This is a genomic window from Micromonospora sp. WMMD1102 (assembly GCF_029626265.1).
Classification (GTDB): Bacteria; Actinomycetota; Actinomycetes; order Mycobacteriales; family Micromonosporaceae; genus Plantactinospora.
Genome location: NZ_JARUBN010000001.1, coordinates 5,221,232 through 5,237,612, shown reverse-complemented (window position 1 = coordinate 5,237,612; position 16,381 = coordinate 5,221,232). Strand labels below are relative to the sequence as shown.

Annotated in this window: 20 protein-coding genes; 12 read left to right on the top strand and 8 right to left on the bottom strand. The window is 71.3% G+C overall.

Annotated features, from left to right (window positions below):
- The first annotated feature begins 368 nt into the window (after positions 1-368).
- Complete coding sequence (locus O7626_RS23430) at positions 369-770, top strand: RidA family protein (RefSeq protein WP_278063255.1); 402 nt, start codon at positions 369-371, stop codon at positions 768-770.
- A gap of 61 nt (positions 771-831) precedes the next feature.
- Here O7626_RS23430 and O7626_RS23425 read toward each other — a convergent pair whose 3' ends face one another.
- On the bottom strand, positions 832-1,542 hold the full coding sequence (locus O7626_RS23425) for a Scr1 family TA system antitoxin-like transcriptional regulator (protein WP_278063254.1): 711 nt from the start codon (positions 1,540-1,542) through the stop codon (positions 832-834).
- 342 nt (positions 1,543-1,884) lie between these two features.
- On the opposite strand from O7626_RS23425, the gene O7626_RS23420 reads away from it, so the two are divergent.
- The 3 genes from O7626_RS23420 to O7626_RS23410 all read left to right on the top strand — a co-directional run bounded on the left by O7626_RS23420 (position 1,885) and on the right by O7626_RS23410 (position 3,352).
- A complete protein-coding gene (locus O7626_RS23420; protein WP_278063253.1) occupies positions 1,885-2,148 on the top strand; it encodes a hypothetical protein in 264 nt (87 codons plus the stop codon).
- A 72-nt stretch (positions 2,149-2,220) separates the two neighbouring features.
- On the top strand, positions 2,221-2,865 hold the full coding sequence (locus O7626_RS23415) for a hypothetical protein (RefSeq protein ID WP_278063252.1): 645 nt from the start codon (positions 2,221-2,223) through the stop codon (positions 2,863-2,865).
- Between the two features lie 34 nt (positions 2,866-2,899).
- A complete protein-coding gene (locus O7626_RS23410) occupies positions 2,900-3,352 on the top strand; it encodes an HIT family protein (RefSeq protein ID WP_278063251.1) in 453 nt (150 codons plus the stop codon).
- A gap of 39 nt (positions 3,353-3,391) precedes the next feature.
- On the opposite strand, the gene O7626_RS23405 is transcribed toward O7626_RS23410, so the two are convergent.
- The gene (locus O7626_RS23405; protein ID WP_278063250.1) at positions 3,392-3,889 is read right to left on the bottom strand and encodes a DUF6624 domain-containing protein; all 498 of its coding nucleotides are present in this window, start codon (positions 3,887-3,889) and stop codon (positions 3,392-3,394) included.
- A gap of 224 nt (positions 3,890-4,113) precedes the next feature.
- Here O7626_RS23405 and O7626_RS23400 point away from each other — a divergent pair, with 224 nt between their 5' ends.
- The 3 genes from O7626_RS23400 to O7626_RS23390 all read left to right on the top strand — a co-directional run bounded on the left by O7626_RS23400 (position 4,114) and on the right by O7626_RS23390 (position 5,972).
- On the top strand, positions 4,114-4,665 hold the full coding sequence (locus O7626_RS23400; RefSeq protein ID WP_278063249.1) for a hypothetical protein: 552 nt from the start codon (positions 4,114-4,116) through the stop codon (positions 4,663-4,665).
- Between the two features lie 116 nt (positions 4,666-4,781).
- Positions 4,782-5,630 carry a glucose 1-dehydrogenase gene (locus O7626_RS23395; protein WP_278063248.1) on the top strand — a complete coding sequence of 283 codons (849 nt, stop codon included), beginning with the start codon at positions 4,782-4,784 and terminating at the stop codon, positions 5,628-5,630.
- Positions 5,631-5,648: 18 nt separating this feature from the next.
- Positions 5,649-5,972: a plasmid stabilization protein gene (locus O7626_RS23390; protein ID WP_278063247.1), complete on the top strand. Its 324-nt coding sequence runs from the start codon at positions 5,649-5,651 to the stop codon at positions 5,970-5,972.
- 164 nt (positions 5,973-6,136) lie between these two features.
- Here the strand turns inward: O7626_RS23390 and O7626_RS23385 are convergent, their stop codons facing one another.
- Both O7626_RS23385 and O7626_RS23380 read right to left on the bottom strand, forming a co-directional pair.
- The gene (locus tag O7626_RS23385) at positions 6,137-6,532 is read right to left on the bottom strand and encodes a VOC family protein (RefSeq protein ID WP_278063246.1); all 396 of its coding nucleotides are present in this window, start codon (positions 6,530-6,532) and stop codon (positions 6,137-6,139) included.
- A 13-nt stretch (positions 6,533-6,545) separates the two neighbouring features.
- Positions 6,546-7,316 carry an ArsR family transcriptional regulator gene (locus tag O7626_RS23380; RefSeq protein ID WP_278063245.1) on the bottom strand — a complete coding sequence of 257 codons (771 nt, stop codon included), beginning with the start codon at positions 7,314-7,316 and terminating at the stop codon, positions 6,546-6,548.
- Between the two features lie 596 nt (positions 7,317-7,912).
- On the opposite strand from O7626_RS23380, the gene tuf reads away from it, so the two are divergent.
- A complete protein-coding gene (tuf, locus tag O7626_RS23375) occupies positions 7,913-9,100 on the top strand; it encodes an elongation factor Tu (protein WP_278063244.1) in 1,188 nt (395 codons plus the stop codon).
- A 64-nt stretch (positions 9,101-9,164) separates the two neighbouring features.
- On the opposite strand, the gene O7626_RS23370 is transcribed toward tuf, so the two are convergent.
- The gene (locus tag O7626_RS23370; protein ID WP_278063243.1) at positions 9,165-10,193 is read right to left on the bottom strand and encodes a winged helix-turn-helix domain-containing protein; all 1,029 of its coding nucleotides are present in this window, start codon (positions 10,191-10,193) and stop codon (positions 9,165-9,167) included.
- Between the two features lie 73 nt (positions 10,194-10,266).
- Between O7626_RS23370 and O7626_RS23365 the strand changes: the two genes are divergently transcribed.
- Entirely contained in the window at positions 10,267-11,472 is a 1,206-nt protein-coding gene (locus O7626_RS23365) for an MFS transporter (RefSeq protein WP_278063242.1), read from the top strand.
- Between the two features lie 55 nt (positions 11,473-11,527).
- Here O7626_RS23365 and O7626_RS23360 read toward each other — a convergent pair whose 3' ends face one another.
- Together O7626_RS23360 and O7626_RS23355 are read right to left on the bottom strand one after the other, a co-directional pair.
- A complete protein-coding gene (locus O7626_RS23360; RefSeq protein ID WP_278063241.1) occupies positions 11,528-11,941 on the bottom strand; it encodes a PIN domain-containing protein in 414 nt (137 codons plus the stop codon).
- Complete coding sequence (locus O7626_RS23355; RefSeq protein WP_278063240.1) at positions 11,938-12,159, bottom strand: type II toxin-antitoxin system VapB family antitoxin; 222 nt, start codon at positions 12,157-12,159, stop codon at positions 11,938-11,940. Before O7626_RS23355 ends, O7626_RS23360 begins: the two co-directional genes overlap by 4 nt.
- A gap of 189 nt (positions 12,160-12,348) precedes the next feature.
- Here O7626_RS23355 and O7626_RS23350 point away from each other — a divergent pair, with 189 nt between their 5' ends.
- The 3 genes from O7626_RS23350 to O7626_RS23340 all read left to right on the top strand — a co-directional run bounded on the left by O7626_RS23350 (position 12,349) and on the right by O7626_RS23340 (position 15,490).
- Complete coding sequence (locus O7626_RS23350) at positions 12,349-12,846, top strand: hypothetical protein (protein WP_278063239.1); 498 nt, start codon at positions 12,349-12,351, stop codon at positions 12,844-12,846.
- Between the two features lie 150 nt (positions 12,847-12,996).
- Positions 12,997-14,403, top strand: a complete 1,407-nt coding sequence (locus tag O7626_RS23345; protein ID WP_278063238.1) for a 3-deoxy-7-phosphoheptulonate synthase class II — start codon at positions 12,997-12,999, stop codon at positions 14,401-14,403.
- Positions 14,396-15,490, top strand: a complete 1,095-nt coding sequence (locus O7626_RS23340) for a GntG family PLP-dependent aldolase (RefSeq protein ID WP_278063237.1) — start codon at positions 14,396-14,398, stop codon at positions 15,488-15,490. The genes O7626_RS23345 and O7626_RS23340 overlap by 8 nt, the downstream gene beginning before the upstream one ends.
- A gap of 85 nt (positions 15,491-15,575) precedes the next feature.
- Here O7626_RS23340 and O7626_RS23335 read toward each other — a convergent pair whose 3' ends face one another.
- Positions 15,576-16,352: a M15 family metallopeptidase gene (locus O7626_RS23335; protein ID WP_278063236.1), complete on the bottom strand. Its 777-nt coding sequence runs from the start codon at positions 16,350-16,352 to the stop codon at positions 15,576-15,578.
- Positions 16,353-16,381 lie beyond the last annotated feature (29 nt).

Here is a 16,381-nt window from a genome sequence, read left to right as displayed (position 1 = left end):
TGGGCCCGGCCGACGCCTGATTCAGGATGACAGTGCGTAGCAGGTTGCGAATGCGTTGGCGGGGTTGTGCAGAGACGTGTGCGTCCACTGTGGCGTCGGCCAGATCGCCCAGGTCCGGTCGCTGTGCGGTTCGGCGAGTTCCTCGGCGGCCACGACCCGGGACAGCCGGTAGGTGTGAGGTCTGTGTCGGACCTGCTGTGGACACGGCTGCGCCGCCAGATCCGGGCCCGGATCGGGTACTGGAGATCGCGTTGAAAAGACGACACAGGTTGTCGTGATTCGTTGCCAGGCTGCCCGGGACGACGTCGAGGACGGCGAGCGCCGAGTCGACGGACGTGCGTGCTGGTGACGAATCGAATGGAGCTGTTGTGACTGTGGAACGAACGGCGGTCAACCCGGTGACCTGGTCGGTCGGGATGGGATTCAACCAGGGCGAGATCGTCTCCGGGCACACCCGGACGCTGTATTGCTCCGGGCAGACCGCGATGAGTGCCGACGGCAAGCCCCAGCACGACGGCGACATGGCGGCACAGTTGGCGCTCAGCCTCGACAACCTGGAGGCGGTACTCGCCGGGGCGGGCATGTCGCTCGCGAACCTCGTCCGGCTCAACGTCTACACCACCGACGTCGACCTGCTGTTCCCGCACTACGGCGTGCTCGCGTCGCGGCTGGGCGCCGCCGGGGTGGCACCGACCACCACGATGCTCGGGGTGACCCGGCTGGCCATCCCCGGCCAACTGGTCGAACTCGAAGGCACCGCCGTCGCCTGAGCCGACCGCTCTGCGGGACCAGGCCCTCGGCGACCGCGCCGGGGGCCTGGCCGGGTCGCGGTCAGGCGGTCGGTGGCTGCTGCTGCCTGGCGAGGTGTACGAAGGCCCGCCAGTGTGCCGGCGTGAAGCTGAGAGTGCCGCCGTCGCGGTCCTTGGTGTCGCGCACTAGCACGATGCCGGGGTAGAGCCCAACCTCTTTCGGTACCACGAGGAGCTGTACGTGTGGCAGCTCCGCGACGGTTGCCAGGTGTTGAAGCTGCTGCGCCATCACACCTGGCTCGCCGCGCACGGGTCGACGGAGGACCATCGCGTCGATGACGAAGACGAACTGTGCGGGGTCGTCTGCCGTGAGGACCGTCTGTCGCTCCAGCCGGCTCTGAGCCCGCTGGTCGATCTGTGCGGGCGTCAGATGCATCCCGGCCATCGTTGCTCGGGCGTACGACTCGGTTTGCAGGAGGCCGGGGATGAAGGCCGGCTCGTACCAGCGGAGTAGCCGGGCGAGGCGTTCGAACTCGATCCAGTCGCGGAGCCAGGCCGGTGTGCTGTCCAGCTTGGCGAGTTTGCCGAGCATCCGGCTGAACATACCGCCGGTCTGGAAAGCGTCGTCGATCTTCTGCACGTATTCGTCGGTCGGTGGGCGCTGGCTGGTCTCCACCGAGCTGACGTGTGATCCAGAATAACCGATCTTGCGTCCGAAGTCCTCCTGACTGAGTCGCTGCTCAGTGCGAAACAGCCTAAGCTCGGCGAGGACGTATTCCGTGACGAGTCCCATCGATAGTCCCATCTCTGCTCACTGCCGAAGATCCGTTCCAGGAAATTGCTCGTCTGCCTCCTGACCTGCGCAGATGCCGCGAGCACGTATCGACCGTAGTGCACTCCACAGCAGAGTGTCACCAGCGGAACCGCTCGGATCGCAATTGGCATGGTGACCGGCCGGGCGGAACCTGCGGGGGCCGTCTCTCTTCCCCCGTGCAGAGATGGCCCCCTTCCAACTCGGAAGGAGACGCGATGCGGAAAGTACATCGGATCCGGCGGCCCGTCCCGCTCGTTTTCCGGCACTGCCGGGACTGGCGCCGGTTGTGGCTGTGTTGCCGGTGCGTGCCGGGGTACGGCGATGACGGGACCGGAGCCGCCGGTCGGCCCGCACACGCCGCTGCGACCACTGTGGCTGTGCCGCACCGACGGGCAACCGTGGCCGTGCGCCGCCGCGCGGCTGCGCCTGGTCCGGGAGTACCCGGACTCGCGGGGCGCGCTCTGTGTGCGGCTCGGCTCGTCGCTCGCCGAGGCGTACCGCGATCTGCATGCCCTGGACCCGGCCGGCGCTCCGGCGGTGACCGCGCTCAGCGAACGCTTCCTCGGCTGGCTTTCCGGCTCCTAACCTCAGTTGACCAGGGAAAATGGGCAAAAACAAGACTGGAATTCGGCGCCGGACCGGCTCACGATTCTGGGCATGCCGTGGGACCCTTTCCGTACTCTCCAGCAGGCACTGTGGATCGGCGGCGCCCAGTGGGCCGGCAAGTCGACGGTCGCCGGGATCCTCGCCGAGCGCTACGGCCTGACGCACTACCACTACGACTACCACGACGCGCGCGGGCACAACGACCGGCGGATCGTCCGCCGGCTCCGGCGCGGCGAGCCGGCCGATCCCGACCTGGAAACGGCCTGGGTCGACACGACACCGGAGGAGATGGCCCGGCAGGCGCTGGCGGAGTTCGCCGTGCGGTTCGAGTGGGTGCAGGACGACCTGCGGGCGCTCGCCGCACCCCGGCCAGTCCTCGCCGAGGGTTGGGGGCTGCGTCCCGACCTGGTCGCGGCGGTCAGCGGGTCGACCCGGCGGATGGTGGTGCTGGTGCCTACCGAAGACTTCCGGCGACACCAGCTCGACCGGCTGCCCCGGGCCGGTCGGCTGGCCCATCAGGTCAGCGATCCCGAACTCGCGCAGTGCAACCGGGTGCAGCGGGACCGCCTGCTCGCCGAGGACGCCGTACGCGGCGCCCGCCGGCTCGGCATCCGGGTGATCGAGGTCGACGGCAGTCGCGACGCCGAGGAGGTGGCCGGACTGGTCGCCGAGCACTTCGCCCCGTTTCTGCGGTAGCGCCGGGGAGGATTGCGGGCGGCAGAATGAGGCGATGACCGGGGACTGCTACTCCTGCCGCCAGGAGGACGACCTCGCCGCCGCGTCGTTCGCGGAGCGGCTGCACGTCACCGACCACTGGCGGGTCGCGCACGCGTTCAACTCCAGCCTGCCGGGCTGGCTGGTCGTGCTGCCACGGCGGCACGTCACCTCGATCGCCGAGCTGACCCCGGTCGAGGCCGCCGAACTGGGCCCGCTGCTGCACCGGCTCAGCACCACCCTGCACGAGACCGTTCGCTGCACGAAGACGTACGTGATGCAGTTCGCCGAGGCGGAGGGCTTCGGGCACGTGCACTTCCACCTCGTACCCCGGATGCCGGACCTTCCGCCGGAACACCGCGGACCCCGGATCTTCCACTACCTCACCCGACCGGAGAGCGAGTGGCTGACGTCCGAACGGCGCGTCGAAATCACCACCGCCATCGCCGACCGACTCCGGGCGGACTGATCCCGGGTTCTGTGCTTCTTCCACGACCAGACGGACTACCTACTGGCTCTCGTCCTCGGCGCAGATCCTGGTCATCTCGGTCCGGTACTCGGCCAGCGGGTCGAGGCCGGCCGCCGCCCGCCGCTTGTCGACACCGGCCTCGTCCCGGATCGGAGTCGTCGGCGCGGGCCCGTCCGGACCGCACCGCATCTGCGTGCCGTACGTCTGGGGCTCGCCCTTCGCGACGGCGACCCGGTCCTCCAGGTACGCGAGGTTGCCGGGCGATGCCTGGCCGCGTGCGACGGCCGCGCGCAGCAGTTCGAGCGCCTGCTGCTGGAAGGCGAGGTCGAGATCCGAGTGCTGGGCGATCGCCCAGGCGGCATTCTCGCCGTCCTTGCCGACGAGATCGAATGTGGGCCAGCCGTGCTTCTCGATGATCTCCTTCAGCCGGGCGGTGCGCTGCTCGGCGGTGTCGGTCTGCGGGACACCGTTCAGCTCGGCCTGGTCGCGTTCGAGCATCCCGACCAGCTCGTCGTGCAGCGCCTTGTCGAACCGCACGGCCTGCTGCGACGTGGCCGGCGTAGCCGTCGGCGTCGGTTGTCGCGGTGCGGCGGAGGAGCAGCCGCCGCCGCCCAGAGCCGCAAGGACGGCAAGTGACAGGGAAGCTCGGCGTAGGACTCTCATCGACACCCTCCACTGGGATTGTTGTGTCCGGCGCCGGGAGATTACAAGAGGCCACTGACGAGCGGTGTCCACAATGAGAGTCGATCATCGGAGGCACCATGGAAATCGAGCCCGACCTGCCGGTCGTACCCGATCTGCCGCCGGTCTGGCTGCTCGACGTCGACGGCGTGGTCAACGCCCGGCGCCCGGGGTGGGGCCGGTCAGCCCGCCGGGCCGACGTCTGGTCCGAGGCCGACCGGTGCGAGTACCCGTTGCGTTGGGCCGGCGCGCTTGTCGACCGCATTCGTAGCCTGCACGTCTCCGGAGCCGTCGAGGTGCGCTGGTGCAGCACCTGGTGCCCGGAGGCGGACCTGCTGGAACGGCTGTGGCAGCTGCCGGCGCTGGGCCGCGCCCTCGACTGCGATCCGGTGCCCAAGGGCGAGCTGGGCTGGCCGGTCAAGCTGGCCGCCGCCCGCGCGGTGCTGGCCGCCGGCCGTACCCTCGTCTGGACCGACGACGAGGCGATCCCGACCGGCGACAGGATGCTGGACCGGGCGGTGGCCCGGGGGACCGCCCTGCTGATCGCGCCCGACCCGGGCCGGGGACTGCGCCCCGCCGACCTGGACGCGATCGAGGCGTTCGCTCGGCTGCGAAACGACGGCCACGACTGATCGGGCCGAGATCGATCGGCGCAGCTCAGCGGCTTCGGTGACGATCGGGGATCGGGTTTACCGGCTGCCTGGTATGGGGACCTTTCATACCAGTCCCACACCCGAGGAGTTGCCCGATGCCCGAGAACCAGCAGGCCGAGCCGCAGCAGCAGCCGCCCGGCACCCTCGACGCGATGAACTCCAGGCCCGACCACGGCGAGGACTCCTACCGGGGCTCCGGTCGACTGGCGGGCAAGAAGGCGGTCATCACCGGCGGGGACAGCGGCATCGGCCGGGCGGTCGCCATCGCGTACGCCCGGGAGGGCGCCGACGTGCTGATCTCGTACCTGAACGAGCACGACGACGCCCGGGAGACCGCCAAACTCGTCGAGGACGAGGGCCGCAAGGCGGTACTCGTCGCCGGGAACGTCGGTGACCCGGCGGTGTGCCGCGAGGTGGTGGACCGGGCGGTCGAGGAGTTCGGCAGAATCGACGTACTGGTCAACAACGCGGCCTACCAGATGACGCACGAAACCATCGAAGAGGTCACCGACGAGGAGTGGCAGCACACCTTCGACGTGAACATCACCGCGATGTTCCGGCTGGTACAGGCGGCCCTGCCGCACCTCGGCGACAAGGCGTCGATCATCAACACCAGCTCGATCAACTACGACACGCCGCGCCCGACGTTGCTGCCGTACGCGACCACCAAGGGTGCGATCGCGAACTTCACCGCCGGGCTGGCCCAGATGCTCGGCGAGCGGGGCATCCGGGTGAACGGCGTCGCGCCGGGCCCGATCTGGACCCCGCTGATCCCGTCCACGATGCCGCCGGACCACGTCGAGAAGTTCGGCAAGAACACCCCGCTGGGCCGCCCCGGCCAGCCGAAGGAGTGCGCCCCGGCGTACGTGCTGCTCGCCTCGGACGAGGCAAGCTACATCTCCGGCGCGATCATCCCGGTCACCGGCGGCAAGCCCATCCTCTGAGCGGAAAGGAGTTGTGTCATGCCCGCAGGATCGTCTCCCAAGCGGGAACGCCAGTACGAGCATATCAAGGCCAGCGCCAAGAAGCGCGGCGAGCCGACCGGACGCGCCGAGGAGATCGCCGCCCGGACGGTGAACAAGGAACGCGCTCGGGCCGGCGAGTCGAAGACCGCCAGCCGCTCGTCGATCAAGGATGTCTCCTCCGGGCACCGGGGCGGCAAGCGGTCGCACACCGGCGCGCAGGGGCGGACCAGGGAACAGCTCTACAACGAGGCGAAGAAGCGCAACATCAAGGGCCGGTCGAGCATGTCCAAGGCCGAACTGGAGAAGGCGCTCGCCCGCTGAGGCACCCCCGAGGAACCCGAGGAACCGGAGAACGGTACGGCCGCACGGCGGACCGTACCGTTTCCGTGTCCGCACCTGCCGGGGCCTCATACGCCGTGGCCCTGGCCGTCCGGTGGATCGCATATCCGTCGGTCATGGTGCGTGCGGCGGATCGCGCCCGTCGGTCAGGGTGCGTCCGGCCGGTGCGCGGGCTGGAACAGCTCGACGAGGTTGCCGGCAGGATCGGTCAGCAGGATCTGCCGACCACCGGGTCCGTGGACCACCTCACCTGGCAACGACAACCCGGCGTCGCGCAGCCGGCCGATCTCGCCGTCCAGGTCGCCGACGACCAGGTGGATCCGATTGCGGCCGGCGACGGTGGCGCCGTCGGGCGTGGCGCGGGCACCCGAACTGGCTGGCCCGGACAGCAGCAGCCGCAGCGGACCGCGCAACACCTCGGCGAAGGCGGGCCCGGCGCTGGCCTTCAGGACGAAGCCGAGGTGGGTGGTGTAGAAGTCGACGGCCGCCCGGACGTCGTCGACGATGTAGCGGACGCTGGCGTACTGGTCTGGTGCGGTCACGGTGGGACCTCCGTCAGGGTCGAGTGGTGCACAGGACGGGCAGCAGACGCCTGACCCGGGTGTCGATGTCGACCGCGGCCCGCTGTAAGGCGGAGTGGTCGACCTGGTCCGGGTCACCGTCGGCGGCAGGGTCGGGGATGCTCCAGTGCACCCGCCGGGGACCGCCCGAAAAGTCGGGGCACTTCTCGCGGGCCCTGTCGCACAAACTGATGACGTAGTCGAACCGGCGCCCGGCGACGGTGTCCCAGTGCCGGGGGAGCTGGTCCGCGATGCGAACGCCGAACTCCCTGCGAAGGACTCGTGCGGCGCCGGGATGCAGCCGGGACCTGGGTGAACCGCCTGCGCTGATCGTCTCGACCTGCCCGTCGGTGTGGTGCCGGAGCAGGGCCTCGGCGATCGGTGAGCGGGCACTGTTGCCGGTGCAGACGAAGAGCACGCTGACTCGGGGCGTACGCCGCAGGTCGACGGGACGCACCGGCAGCGGGGCGGATTCCCGACGCAGTGCCGGGTGCAGCGCGGCGCCGGTGTCGGCCAGTGCGTTCGCGCAGCGATCGAGGTCGAGGTGGTAGTAGCTGTCCCGTCCGTCGTAGCTGCTGCGCACGGCAGTGACCAGTCCACCGTCCCGCAGGAGTCGCAGGTGGTAGGAGACCAGGTTCTGCGGTTCGCCGACCAGTGCCACCAGCTCCCGGACCCGGAGGTCGCCGGTCGCTAGCTCGGTGAGCAGTCGCCAGCGCAGCGGATGGGCGGTCAGGCGTACGAACGTCGGGGTGGATTGGCGCGACATGACCACGATCGGACAGTACATCAAAATGAAGTGATGTATCAACACAATTTGATTGACTGTCCTGTCGTGGGGCTCGGTGCTGACGCGGTCTCCCTCTCGAAGGAGGCAGCGGGGGGAGTGGCGGCGGTGCGGCTCGCGACCCGGCGCTCCCGGGGCGGGCCGGCGAGCAGGTGACCGGCGACGGTGAGCAGGCTGAGCCCGCCGACCGCCAGCCAGTGCCCGTCGCCGAGTGGGTGGGGCGGGGAGGGGCAGGGGGAATATCTGTCGCGGGGTGGAGTGTTTGGGCCTAACGTGATCGTCATGTTCGGCACGGCTGGGGTTGTGTGGCCCGCAGGGTTCGTCCTGCTGGGTCCCGCCGCCGTGTGCGTGGCGACCACCTCGCCGGTCCAGCTGCACGGGCTGGATAGCGGCGCGCGAGGCTGACCCTCCTCCCGCACCAGCAGAACCCACGGAGGAGGGTGGCCCGGTTTCCCGGTGTCGCCCCCTGTCATGTCGGCGCACCGGATGCGCGGTTCTGGCGCGGCTTCCCCTTCTCGCGGTATGGCACCCGCCCGCGCTCGTCGTCCGCCACCAGTCACTCCACAGAGGACAGTGAAATGGCCAAGAGCCAGTTCGTACGCACCAAGCCGCACCTGAACATCGGCACGATGGGGCACGTCGACCACGGCAAGACCACCCTTACCGCCGCGATCACCAAGGTGCTCGCCGACCGGGACCCGGCGGTCAACCGGTTCGTCGCCTTCGACGGCATCGACCGGGCGCCGGAGGAGGTCGCCCGGGGCATCACCATCACCATCGCGCACGTCGAGTACGAGACCGCGACCCGGCACTACGCGCACGTGGACATGCCGGGCCACGCCGACTACGTGAAGAACATGATCACGGGGGCGGCGCAGGTGGACGGGGCGATCCTGGTCGTCTCGGCGATGGACGGTGCGATGCCGCAGACCCGGGAGCACGTGCTGCTCGCCCAGCGGGTCGGCGTGCCGTACCTGGTGGTGGCGTTGAACAAGGCGGACGCGGTCGACGACCCCGAACTGCTCGACCTGGTCGAGTTGGAGGTGCGGGAGCTGGTCAGCGAGTACGGCTTCCCCGGCGACGAGGTGCCGGTGGTGCGGGTCTCCGCGCTGCGGGCCCTGGAGGGCGACCCGGACTGGGTGAAATCCATCGGAGACCTGCTCGACGCGGTCGACAGGTACGTCCCGGTGCCGCCGCGCGTCCTCGACCGGCCGTTCCTGATGCCGATCGAGAACGTGTTGACCATCTCCGGCCGGGGGACCGTGGTGACCGGGGCGGTCGAGCGCGGCTCGCTGCGCGCCGGTGACCAGGTCGAGGTGGTCGGGCTCGCCCCGACCCTGTCGACCGTGGCGATCGGGCTGGAGACCTTCGGTCGGTCGCTGGAGTCGGCGCAGGCCGGGGACAACGCGGCCGTACTGCTGCGCGGGGTCAAGCGCGACCAGGTGCAGCGGGGGCAGGTGGTGGCGATGCCGGGCAGCGTCACGCCGCACCGGCGGTTCACCGCCCAGCTCCACGCGCTGACCACCGCCGAAGGTGGCCGGCGTACGCCGTTCCACGCCAACTACCGGCCGCAGTTCTACTTCCGGACGACGGACGTGGTCGGCGCGGTGGACCTGGGCGAACTGCCCCAGGTGGCGCCCGGTGACACCGTGACGGTCACGGTCGAACTGGGTAAGCCGATCGCGATGGACGTCGGGCTCGGCTTCGCCGTCCGGGAGGGCGGCCGGACGGTCGCCGCCGGAACGGTGACCGCCCTGCTCGACTAGGGTCTCGGCGCTGGCCGACCAGATCCGCGTCGCCGCGAGGTGGAGTCTCGCACCTGCCGGAAACTCAGCCGGCGGCCCGACGGACGGGCCGCCGGCTGATCCGGACCAGCCGGTCGCCGTCGGCGGTGCGGGAGTAGAGCACGTACCGCCCGGCGCGCCGCCGCTGCACGAGTTGGGCGTCGAGCAGCACCCGTAGGTGCCCGCCGACCGACCCGAGCCGGTGTCCGGTCGAGGCGACGAGTTGGGTGGTGCTGGTCGGCGACTCCAGCCGGGCCAGGATGTCCGCCCGGATCGGGCCGAGCAACCGGCTCAACGCTGCCGGTGGGGCGATCCGGGCCGGATCGGCAAGGGTGCCCCGGCACGGATAGACCACCGTGTGCCGGTGCGGCTGGTCCGAGCCGACCCAGCCCCGGGTGTCCGAGCCGACCCAGCCCCGGGTGGTCGTACTCGGCACGAAGAGCAGCCCGGTGTCGCCGAGGTCCTGCGGCGGAAGGTCGTACGTATTGACCTGGAGGCGGCCGTTTCCCAGCCAGCGCATCCCCGGCCGCATCCCGTCCAGGGTCGCTGCCCAGCCGCCCGAACTGATCAGATGGGTCCGGGACACGATGTCGGCCTCGAAGAGCCGCTGCCGGCGCGGCCAGTCCGGGCGCAGGGTGTGGCTCCAGACCCATTCCAGCAGTTCGGCGGCCCGCTCCGGCAGATCGGCGCTGCCCAGGACCCTCGGGAGCGGTCCCGTCAGTCCGGCCAGCAGGTCGGCCCGGAGTGCCTCGGCGGGTGTCTCGCGGATCCGGCGCAGCTCACCGGCGAACGTCGTCTCGACGTTGTCGGCCGGCCTGTCCAGGAAGTCGGTCGGGGCGGCGAGGAAGTCGGGCACCCAGCGCGGCGGGAAGGCGGCCCGGACGAACGCGGCGGTGAACGGGTCGCCGGCCAGCCGGGTCCGGTACGCGGCCGAGTGCGCCTCCCGCCAGGCCCGCTGGCCGGGCGGCGTCGGATGCCCGTCCAGCGACTTCAACGCCGCGATGGCCTCCACCAGCGGGGAGAGGGCGAAGCGGCTGCGGGCCAGCACGTCCGCGTCGAGCAGCCAGAGCCCCACGGCCACCTCCTGCGCTTTCGTCTCCAGGTGAAAAGGTACCGGCCCGGCGGGCGGGGACCCCAGACTGCTCGCCGTGCGTACCTATCGGGAGTTGTTCCGGGTCACCGAGTTCCGTCCCCTCTTCCTGGCCACCACCGCCCAGGTGGCGGCGAGCACCGTCAACGGCCTCGCCCTCGGCACCCTGGTGTACTCCGCCACCCGCTCGCCGCTGCTCGCCGCGCTGAGTCTCTTCGGCCACTCCTTCGCCCAGGTGATCGGTGCCGCCACCCTGCTCTCGGTCGCCGACCGGGTGCCGCCGCGCGCCGCGCTGGTCAGCCTCAAGCTGCTGCTCTGCGCCGGCAGCCTGGTGATGGCCCTGCCGGGGTTGCCGATCTGGGGCATCTTCGTGGTGATCGGGGTGATGGGGCTGGCCGGTTCGATGGGCGGCGGGGTCCGCTGGGGCCTGCTCGGCGAGATCCTGCCGGACGGCGGCTACCTGCTCGGCCGGTCGGTGATGAACATGTCGGTCGGGGCGATGCAGATCACCGGGTTCGCGCTCGGCGGCCTGCTGCTCACCTTCGTCGCACCGCGCCAGGTGCTGCTGGTCGGCGCCGGGCTGCACCTGGGCGCCGCGCTTGTCGCCCGGTTCGGCCTGAGCCGGCGCCCGCCGAGGGCTGTCGACCGGGCCTCCGTCCGGCGGACCTGGCAGGTCAACGCCCAGCTCTGGGCGGCAACCCCCCGGCGGTACGTCTACCTGGCGCTCTGGTTGCCGAACGGGCTGGTGGTCGGCTGCGAGGCGCTGTTCATCCCGTACGCCCCGGAGGCGGCCGGAGTGCTCTTCGTCGCCGGTGCCCTCGGGATGCTCACCGGGGACACCGTGGTCGGCCGGTTCGTCCCGGCCCGGTGGCGGCAGCGGCTGGTCACGCCGTTGCAACTGTCGCTCGGGCTGCCGTACCTGCTCTTCGCGCTGCCCGTCCCGCTGCCGCTGGCCGCGATCGCCGTCGCGGTGGCCTCGGCCGGGTTCGGTGCGGGGGTGCTGCTCCAGCAGCGGCTCGTCGACCTGACGCCGCCGCAGATGCGCGGCCAGGCGCTCGGGCTGCACTCCTCGGGCATGCTGACCATGCAGGCGGTGGCCGCGACGCTGGCCGGCACCATCGCCCAGTACCTGCCGGCCGGTGCGGCGATGGCGGTGATGGCGGTGCTCTCCCTGCTGGTCACCCTGCTGCTCCGGCCGGGGCTGCGCACCCCGGTCGCGGCCCGGACGCCCGAGCCGGTCGCGGCGGACTCCGGGCACCGGTAGCCCGGCGGGCCGGGCGTCCCGTGACCCGTTGCCGCTGCCGCTGCGGGGGGTGGTTTCAGGGAAGGGAGTACACCTGGCGCTCGGCAAGGTCCGGCAGGTGTTGCGCTGCTGTGGCGAAATCGGCGTCGTCGTGCAGGACCACCAACCCCCGGACGGCGGCGCAGGCGCAGATCAGCAGGTCGACGCAGGACAGGGCGCGATGGGCGCCGGCCCGCAACAGCCGGTACTGCGCGGACTCGACCCACTGCCAGGCCGTCTTGGGCACCGGAACATCCGGGTACAGTTCGGTGAACATGGCGGTCATCTGCTCGTACTCGGTGAGGTTGCGGGCCGAGCGACGGAATTCGGTGCGTTGCGGCTGGCATGATCCGATCGCGTGATCGGAAATCACGTCAGCCCAGCCGGCCCGTACTTCGGAGTCGCGCAGCAGGCGCCAGAGCGCCGACGAGTCGGCCAGGTAGCGGATCACGCCGCGGGCGACTTACCGGCCGAGCGCAGCTCCTGCCATCCCTCGTAGTCCCAGGACCGCGCAACGGTTGCGTAGTCGTCGAGTGCCGCGATGCGGCGGTGGCGGGCCGCGTACTCCCGGAGTGCGAGGTTCACCGTGTCCTTCTTGCTTCGGGCGCCGGACAGCCGCATCGCCTCAGCCAACGCGTCGTCGTCGAGGTCGATCTGGGTGACGGCCATGGCACCTCCTGTTGGTGATGTACATATCCGCGATACATCACCAACACTAGCACTCCGAGCTGCCCGGGAGGTTCCGTCACCGGCCGATATGTCGTGGTCGAGCCGGCGCCTCCGGTGGGTCGAGCGTCCGGGCGGGTCGGTCGGTGCCGGCTCGACTAGGGTGGGAACCCGTTCGGCGGAGGGAGCGGGATGATCGGCGTACGGCGGCGGGTGGTCGGGATGGTCGCGGTGCTGGCGGTGACGCCGCTCGCGCTGACCGGGTGCGGCCCGCTCGACGGGATCGTCGGGCAGGGGGCCGAACCCACCCCCACCCCGGACGAGGGTCCGCAGCGGGCCCGGGAGCGGGTCCAGGCGTACCTGGACGCGATGAAGGCGAAGAGCGTCGCCGACGGTCGCGAACAGCTCTGCGAGCCGCTGCGGGAGTCGTTCGACCAGGCGGCCACCGGGCCGAACGGCGACTTCGCCAAGCACTTCTCGGTGACGGCCGCGACGATCACCGACGTCCGGGCCAACGGCGCCGACCAGGACGTGAGTACGTCGATCACGGTGAAGGCGACCGGTGGCAAAGCCGTACCGACCAAGGTCCTCTTCACGGTCGCCCGAGCGGGCGGCCAGTGGTGCATCGCCAAGGAGGCCGTCGGCGGCCACACCCCGGCCCCGTCCGGCTCGCCCACCCCGGCGACCTGACCCGCCCACCCCTGGTGACCTGACCCGCCCACCACGGCGACCTGACCCGACCGTCCGATGGTCTGGACCGGCCTGCCGCGCGGCTCCCACGAAGCGGACGGGCGGCCCTCGGTCCTGGCGCGGCGCGGCTATCGCCGTACGCTTTCAGGCATGCGCCATGAGTGGCACCAGTTGAGCTACCCCGCCGTGGGCAACACGGCCTTGCAGACCAGCCGCCCGACCGAGGACTCCGCCGAGGACGAGGCGCTCGGCCTGGACCGCTGGCGGGACCTGCCCCGCGCCCAGACGCCGCCGTGGCCGGACCAGACGGTAGTCGACGGGGTCTGCGAGATCCTCCAGAACGTGCCCTCGATCGTCGCGCCCTACGAGGTCGACCAGCTCCGGCAGCGGCTGGCGCTGGTCTGCGAGGGGCGCGCGTTCCTGCTCCAGGGCGGCGACTGCGCCGAGACCTTCACCGACAACACCGAGAGCCACCTGCTGGCCAACGCCCGCACGCTGCTCCAGATGGCGGTGGTGCTCACCTACGGGGCGTCGCTGCCGGTGGTGAAGGTGGCCCGGGTCGCCGGGCAGTACACCAAGCCGCGCTCGCTGCCGACCGACGCGCTTGGGCTGCCGGCGTACCGCGGCGACATGATCAACTCGCTGGAGGCGGTACCGGAGGCGCGGGTCGCCGACCCGCAGCGCATGATCCGGGCGTACGCGAACTCGGCCGCCGCGATGAACATGCTCCGGGCGTACCTGGCCGGTGGGCTGGCCGACCTGCACGCCGTGCACGACTGGAACAAGGGCTTCGTCAAGAACTCCCCGGCCGGCGAGCGCTACGAGGCGATCGCCCGGGAGATCGACCGGGCCCTCGCCTTCATCCGGGCCTGCGGGCTGACCGAGGACGAGGCGCTGCGCACCGTCACCCTCTACTGCTCGCACGAGGCGCTGGCCCTGGAGTACGACCGGGCGCTGACCCGGGTCTCCGACGGCCGGGCGTACGGCCTCTCCGGGCACTTCCTCTGGATCGGCGAGCGCACCCGGCAGCTCGACGGCGCCCACCTCGACTTCATCTCCCGGATCGCCAACCCGATCGGCGTCAAGCTCGGCCCGACCACCACCCCGGACGAGGCGATCGAGCTGTGCGAGAAGCTGAACCCGGAGAACATCCCGGGCCGGCTCACCCTGATCAGCCGGATGGGCAACGGCCGGGTCCGCGAGGTGCTGCCGCCGATCGTCGCCAAGGTCACCGCCGCCGGTGCCAAGGTCGTCTGGCAGTGCGACCCGATGCACGGCAACACCCACGAGTCGTCGAACGGCTACAAGACCCGGCACTTCGACCGGATCGTCGACGAGGTGCTCGGCTACTTCGAGGTGCACCGGTCCCTGGAGACCCACCCCGGCGGTCTGCACGTCGAGCTGACCGGCGAGGACGTCACCGAGTGCCTCGGTGGCGCGCAGGCGATCGAGGACATCCACCTGCCGGACCGCTACGAGACCGCCTGCGACCCCCGGCTGAACACCCAGCAGTCGCTGGAACTCGCCTTCCTGGTGGCGGAGATGCTCCGTGGCTGACGACCCGGTCTCCCGGCTCGTCCCCTTCGGCGCCGGGAACGCGCCTCCGACCCCGGGCCCGGACCGCCCGGTCGACCTCCGCTCGGACACCGTCACCCGGCCCACCCCGGGGATGCGGGCCGCGATCGCCGGCGCCGAGGTCGGCGACGACGTGTACGCCGAGGACCCGACCGTGAACGCCCTCGAAGCCGAGGTCGCGGCGCTCTTCGGGCACGAGGCGGCACTCTTCGCCCCGACCGGCTCGATGGCCAACCAGATCGCCATCCAACTGCTGGTGCCGCCCGGCGAGGAACTGCTCTGCGACGCCGACGCGCACGTGGTGACGTACGAGACCGGCGCGGCGGCGGCGATCGGCGGGGTATCCACCCGGACCTGGTCGCCGGTCGGCGCCGACCTCGATCCCGAGGTGGTCGCGGCGATGATCCGGCCGGACGGCTACCACACGGTGCCGACCCGGGCGGTCGCGGTCGAGCAGACCCACAACCGGGGCGGCGGCGGGGTGATCCCGCTCGGTACGCTCCGCGAGCTGCGCCGGGTCGCCGACGACGCCGGGATCGGGCTGCACTGCGACGGCGCCCGGATCTGGCACGCGCACATCGCCGACGGGGTGCCGCTGACCAGCTACGGCGAACTCTTCGACACCCTGTCGGTCTGCCTCTCCAAGGGGCTCGGCGCGCCGGTCGGCTCACTCGTGCTCGGCAGCACGGAACGGATCACCCGGGCCCGGACGATCCGCAAGCGGATGGGTGGCGGGATGCGCCAGGTGGGTGTCCTCGCCGTCGCCGGCCGGTACGCGCTGCGGCACCACGTGCAGCGGCTGGCGGAGGACCACGTCCGGGCGGCCCGGCTCGCCGACGCGCTCGTCCCGTTCGGGGTACTCGCCAATCCGGTGCGGACCAACATCGTGCCGCTGGACCTGTCCAAGTGCGGGTTCGACGCCCCCGGCCTGGCCACGGCGGCCCGGCAGCGCGGCGTACTCGTCTCGGTGCTCGGCCCGCGCACCGCCCGGCTGGTGACCCACCACGACCTGGACGACGCCGACGTGGACCGGGCGATCGAGGTGCTGACGGCGATCTTCCGCAGCTGATCACGATCTTCCGTAGCTGATTACGATCTTCCGCAGCTGACGGCGATCTTCCGCCGCTGACCTGGCCGCGTCCTGCGAGGCGGGCTCAGCCGCCGGTGCGGGTGAAGTGCTGGTAGTCGGGGGAGCGCCAGGTGCCGCCCCACTGCCAGCCGGCCGCCGCGAACGCCTCGACGAGGGTTCCGCCCGGGACCGCCATCCCGGGCCGGGACTCCGAGCGGTCCCGGTACGCCGCCCCGGCGGGTGGCAGCACCCGGCCGTCGAGCAGGTACGGATTCTCCACCGGGTTGACGTCGATCGCCTTCCCGTAGGCGTGCGCGGACCACTTCGCCGGGCCCGTCGAGACCGCCCGGCGGCAGTTGAAGCCGGAGGTGTTGTCGTCGGCCATCGACCGGTCGTCGCTGCCGGCGTACGCGTCGACGGGCTGTAGCCGGCGGATCGGGAAGCGTTCCCGGTAGAGGGTGCCGAAGATCTCGACCACCTCGGCCGTGACCGAGCGGTGCACGACGATCGTGCCGAGCTGGGGACGGCCCTCGAAGTCCCAGTAGCCGAGCCGGATCCGCCGGAGCTGGTCGGGTCCGACCGGGCAGCCGGGTCGCCAGCTCGGCCCCAGCTCGGTGGCGCCGACCGTGGAGACGTCGTGCGTGAAGGCGGGAGCGGGGCCGTCCGGGGCGCCGGGTGGGCTGGCGGTCGGTCCGGTACCGGCGGTGGACCGCTCACCGCTCGGCGGGCCGCCGCAGCTGGCCACCACGAGCACGGTCAGCAGCAGTCCGACCAGCAGCCTGACCGGCGGCCCGACCAGCGGTCCGACCGGCAGCCCGCTGAGCGGTCCGACCGGCAGCATCCGCCGTGCGCCCCGTTCCACCGCCGACACGGTACGCCGCGCCGGGCCGC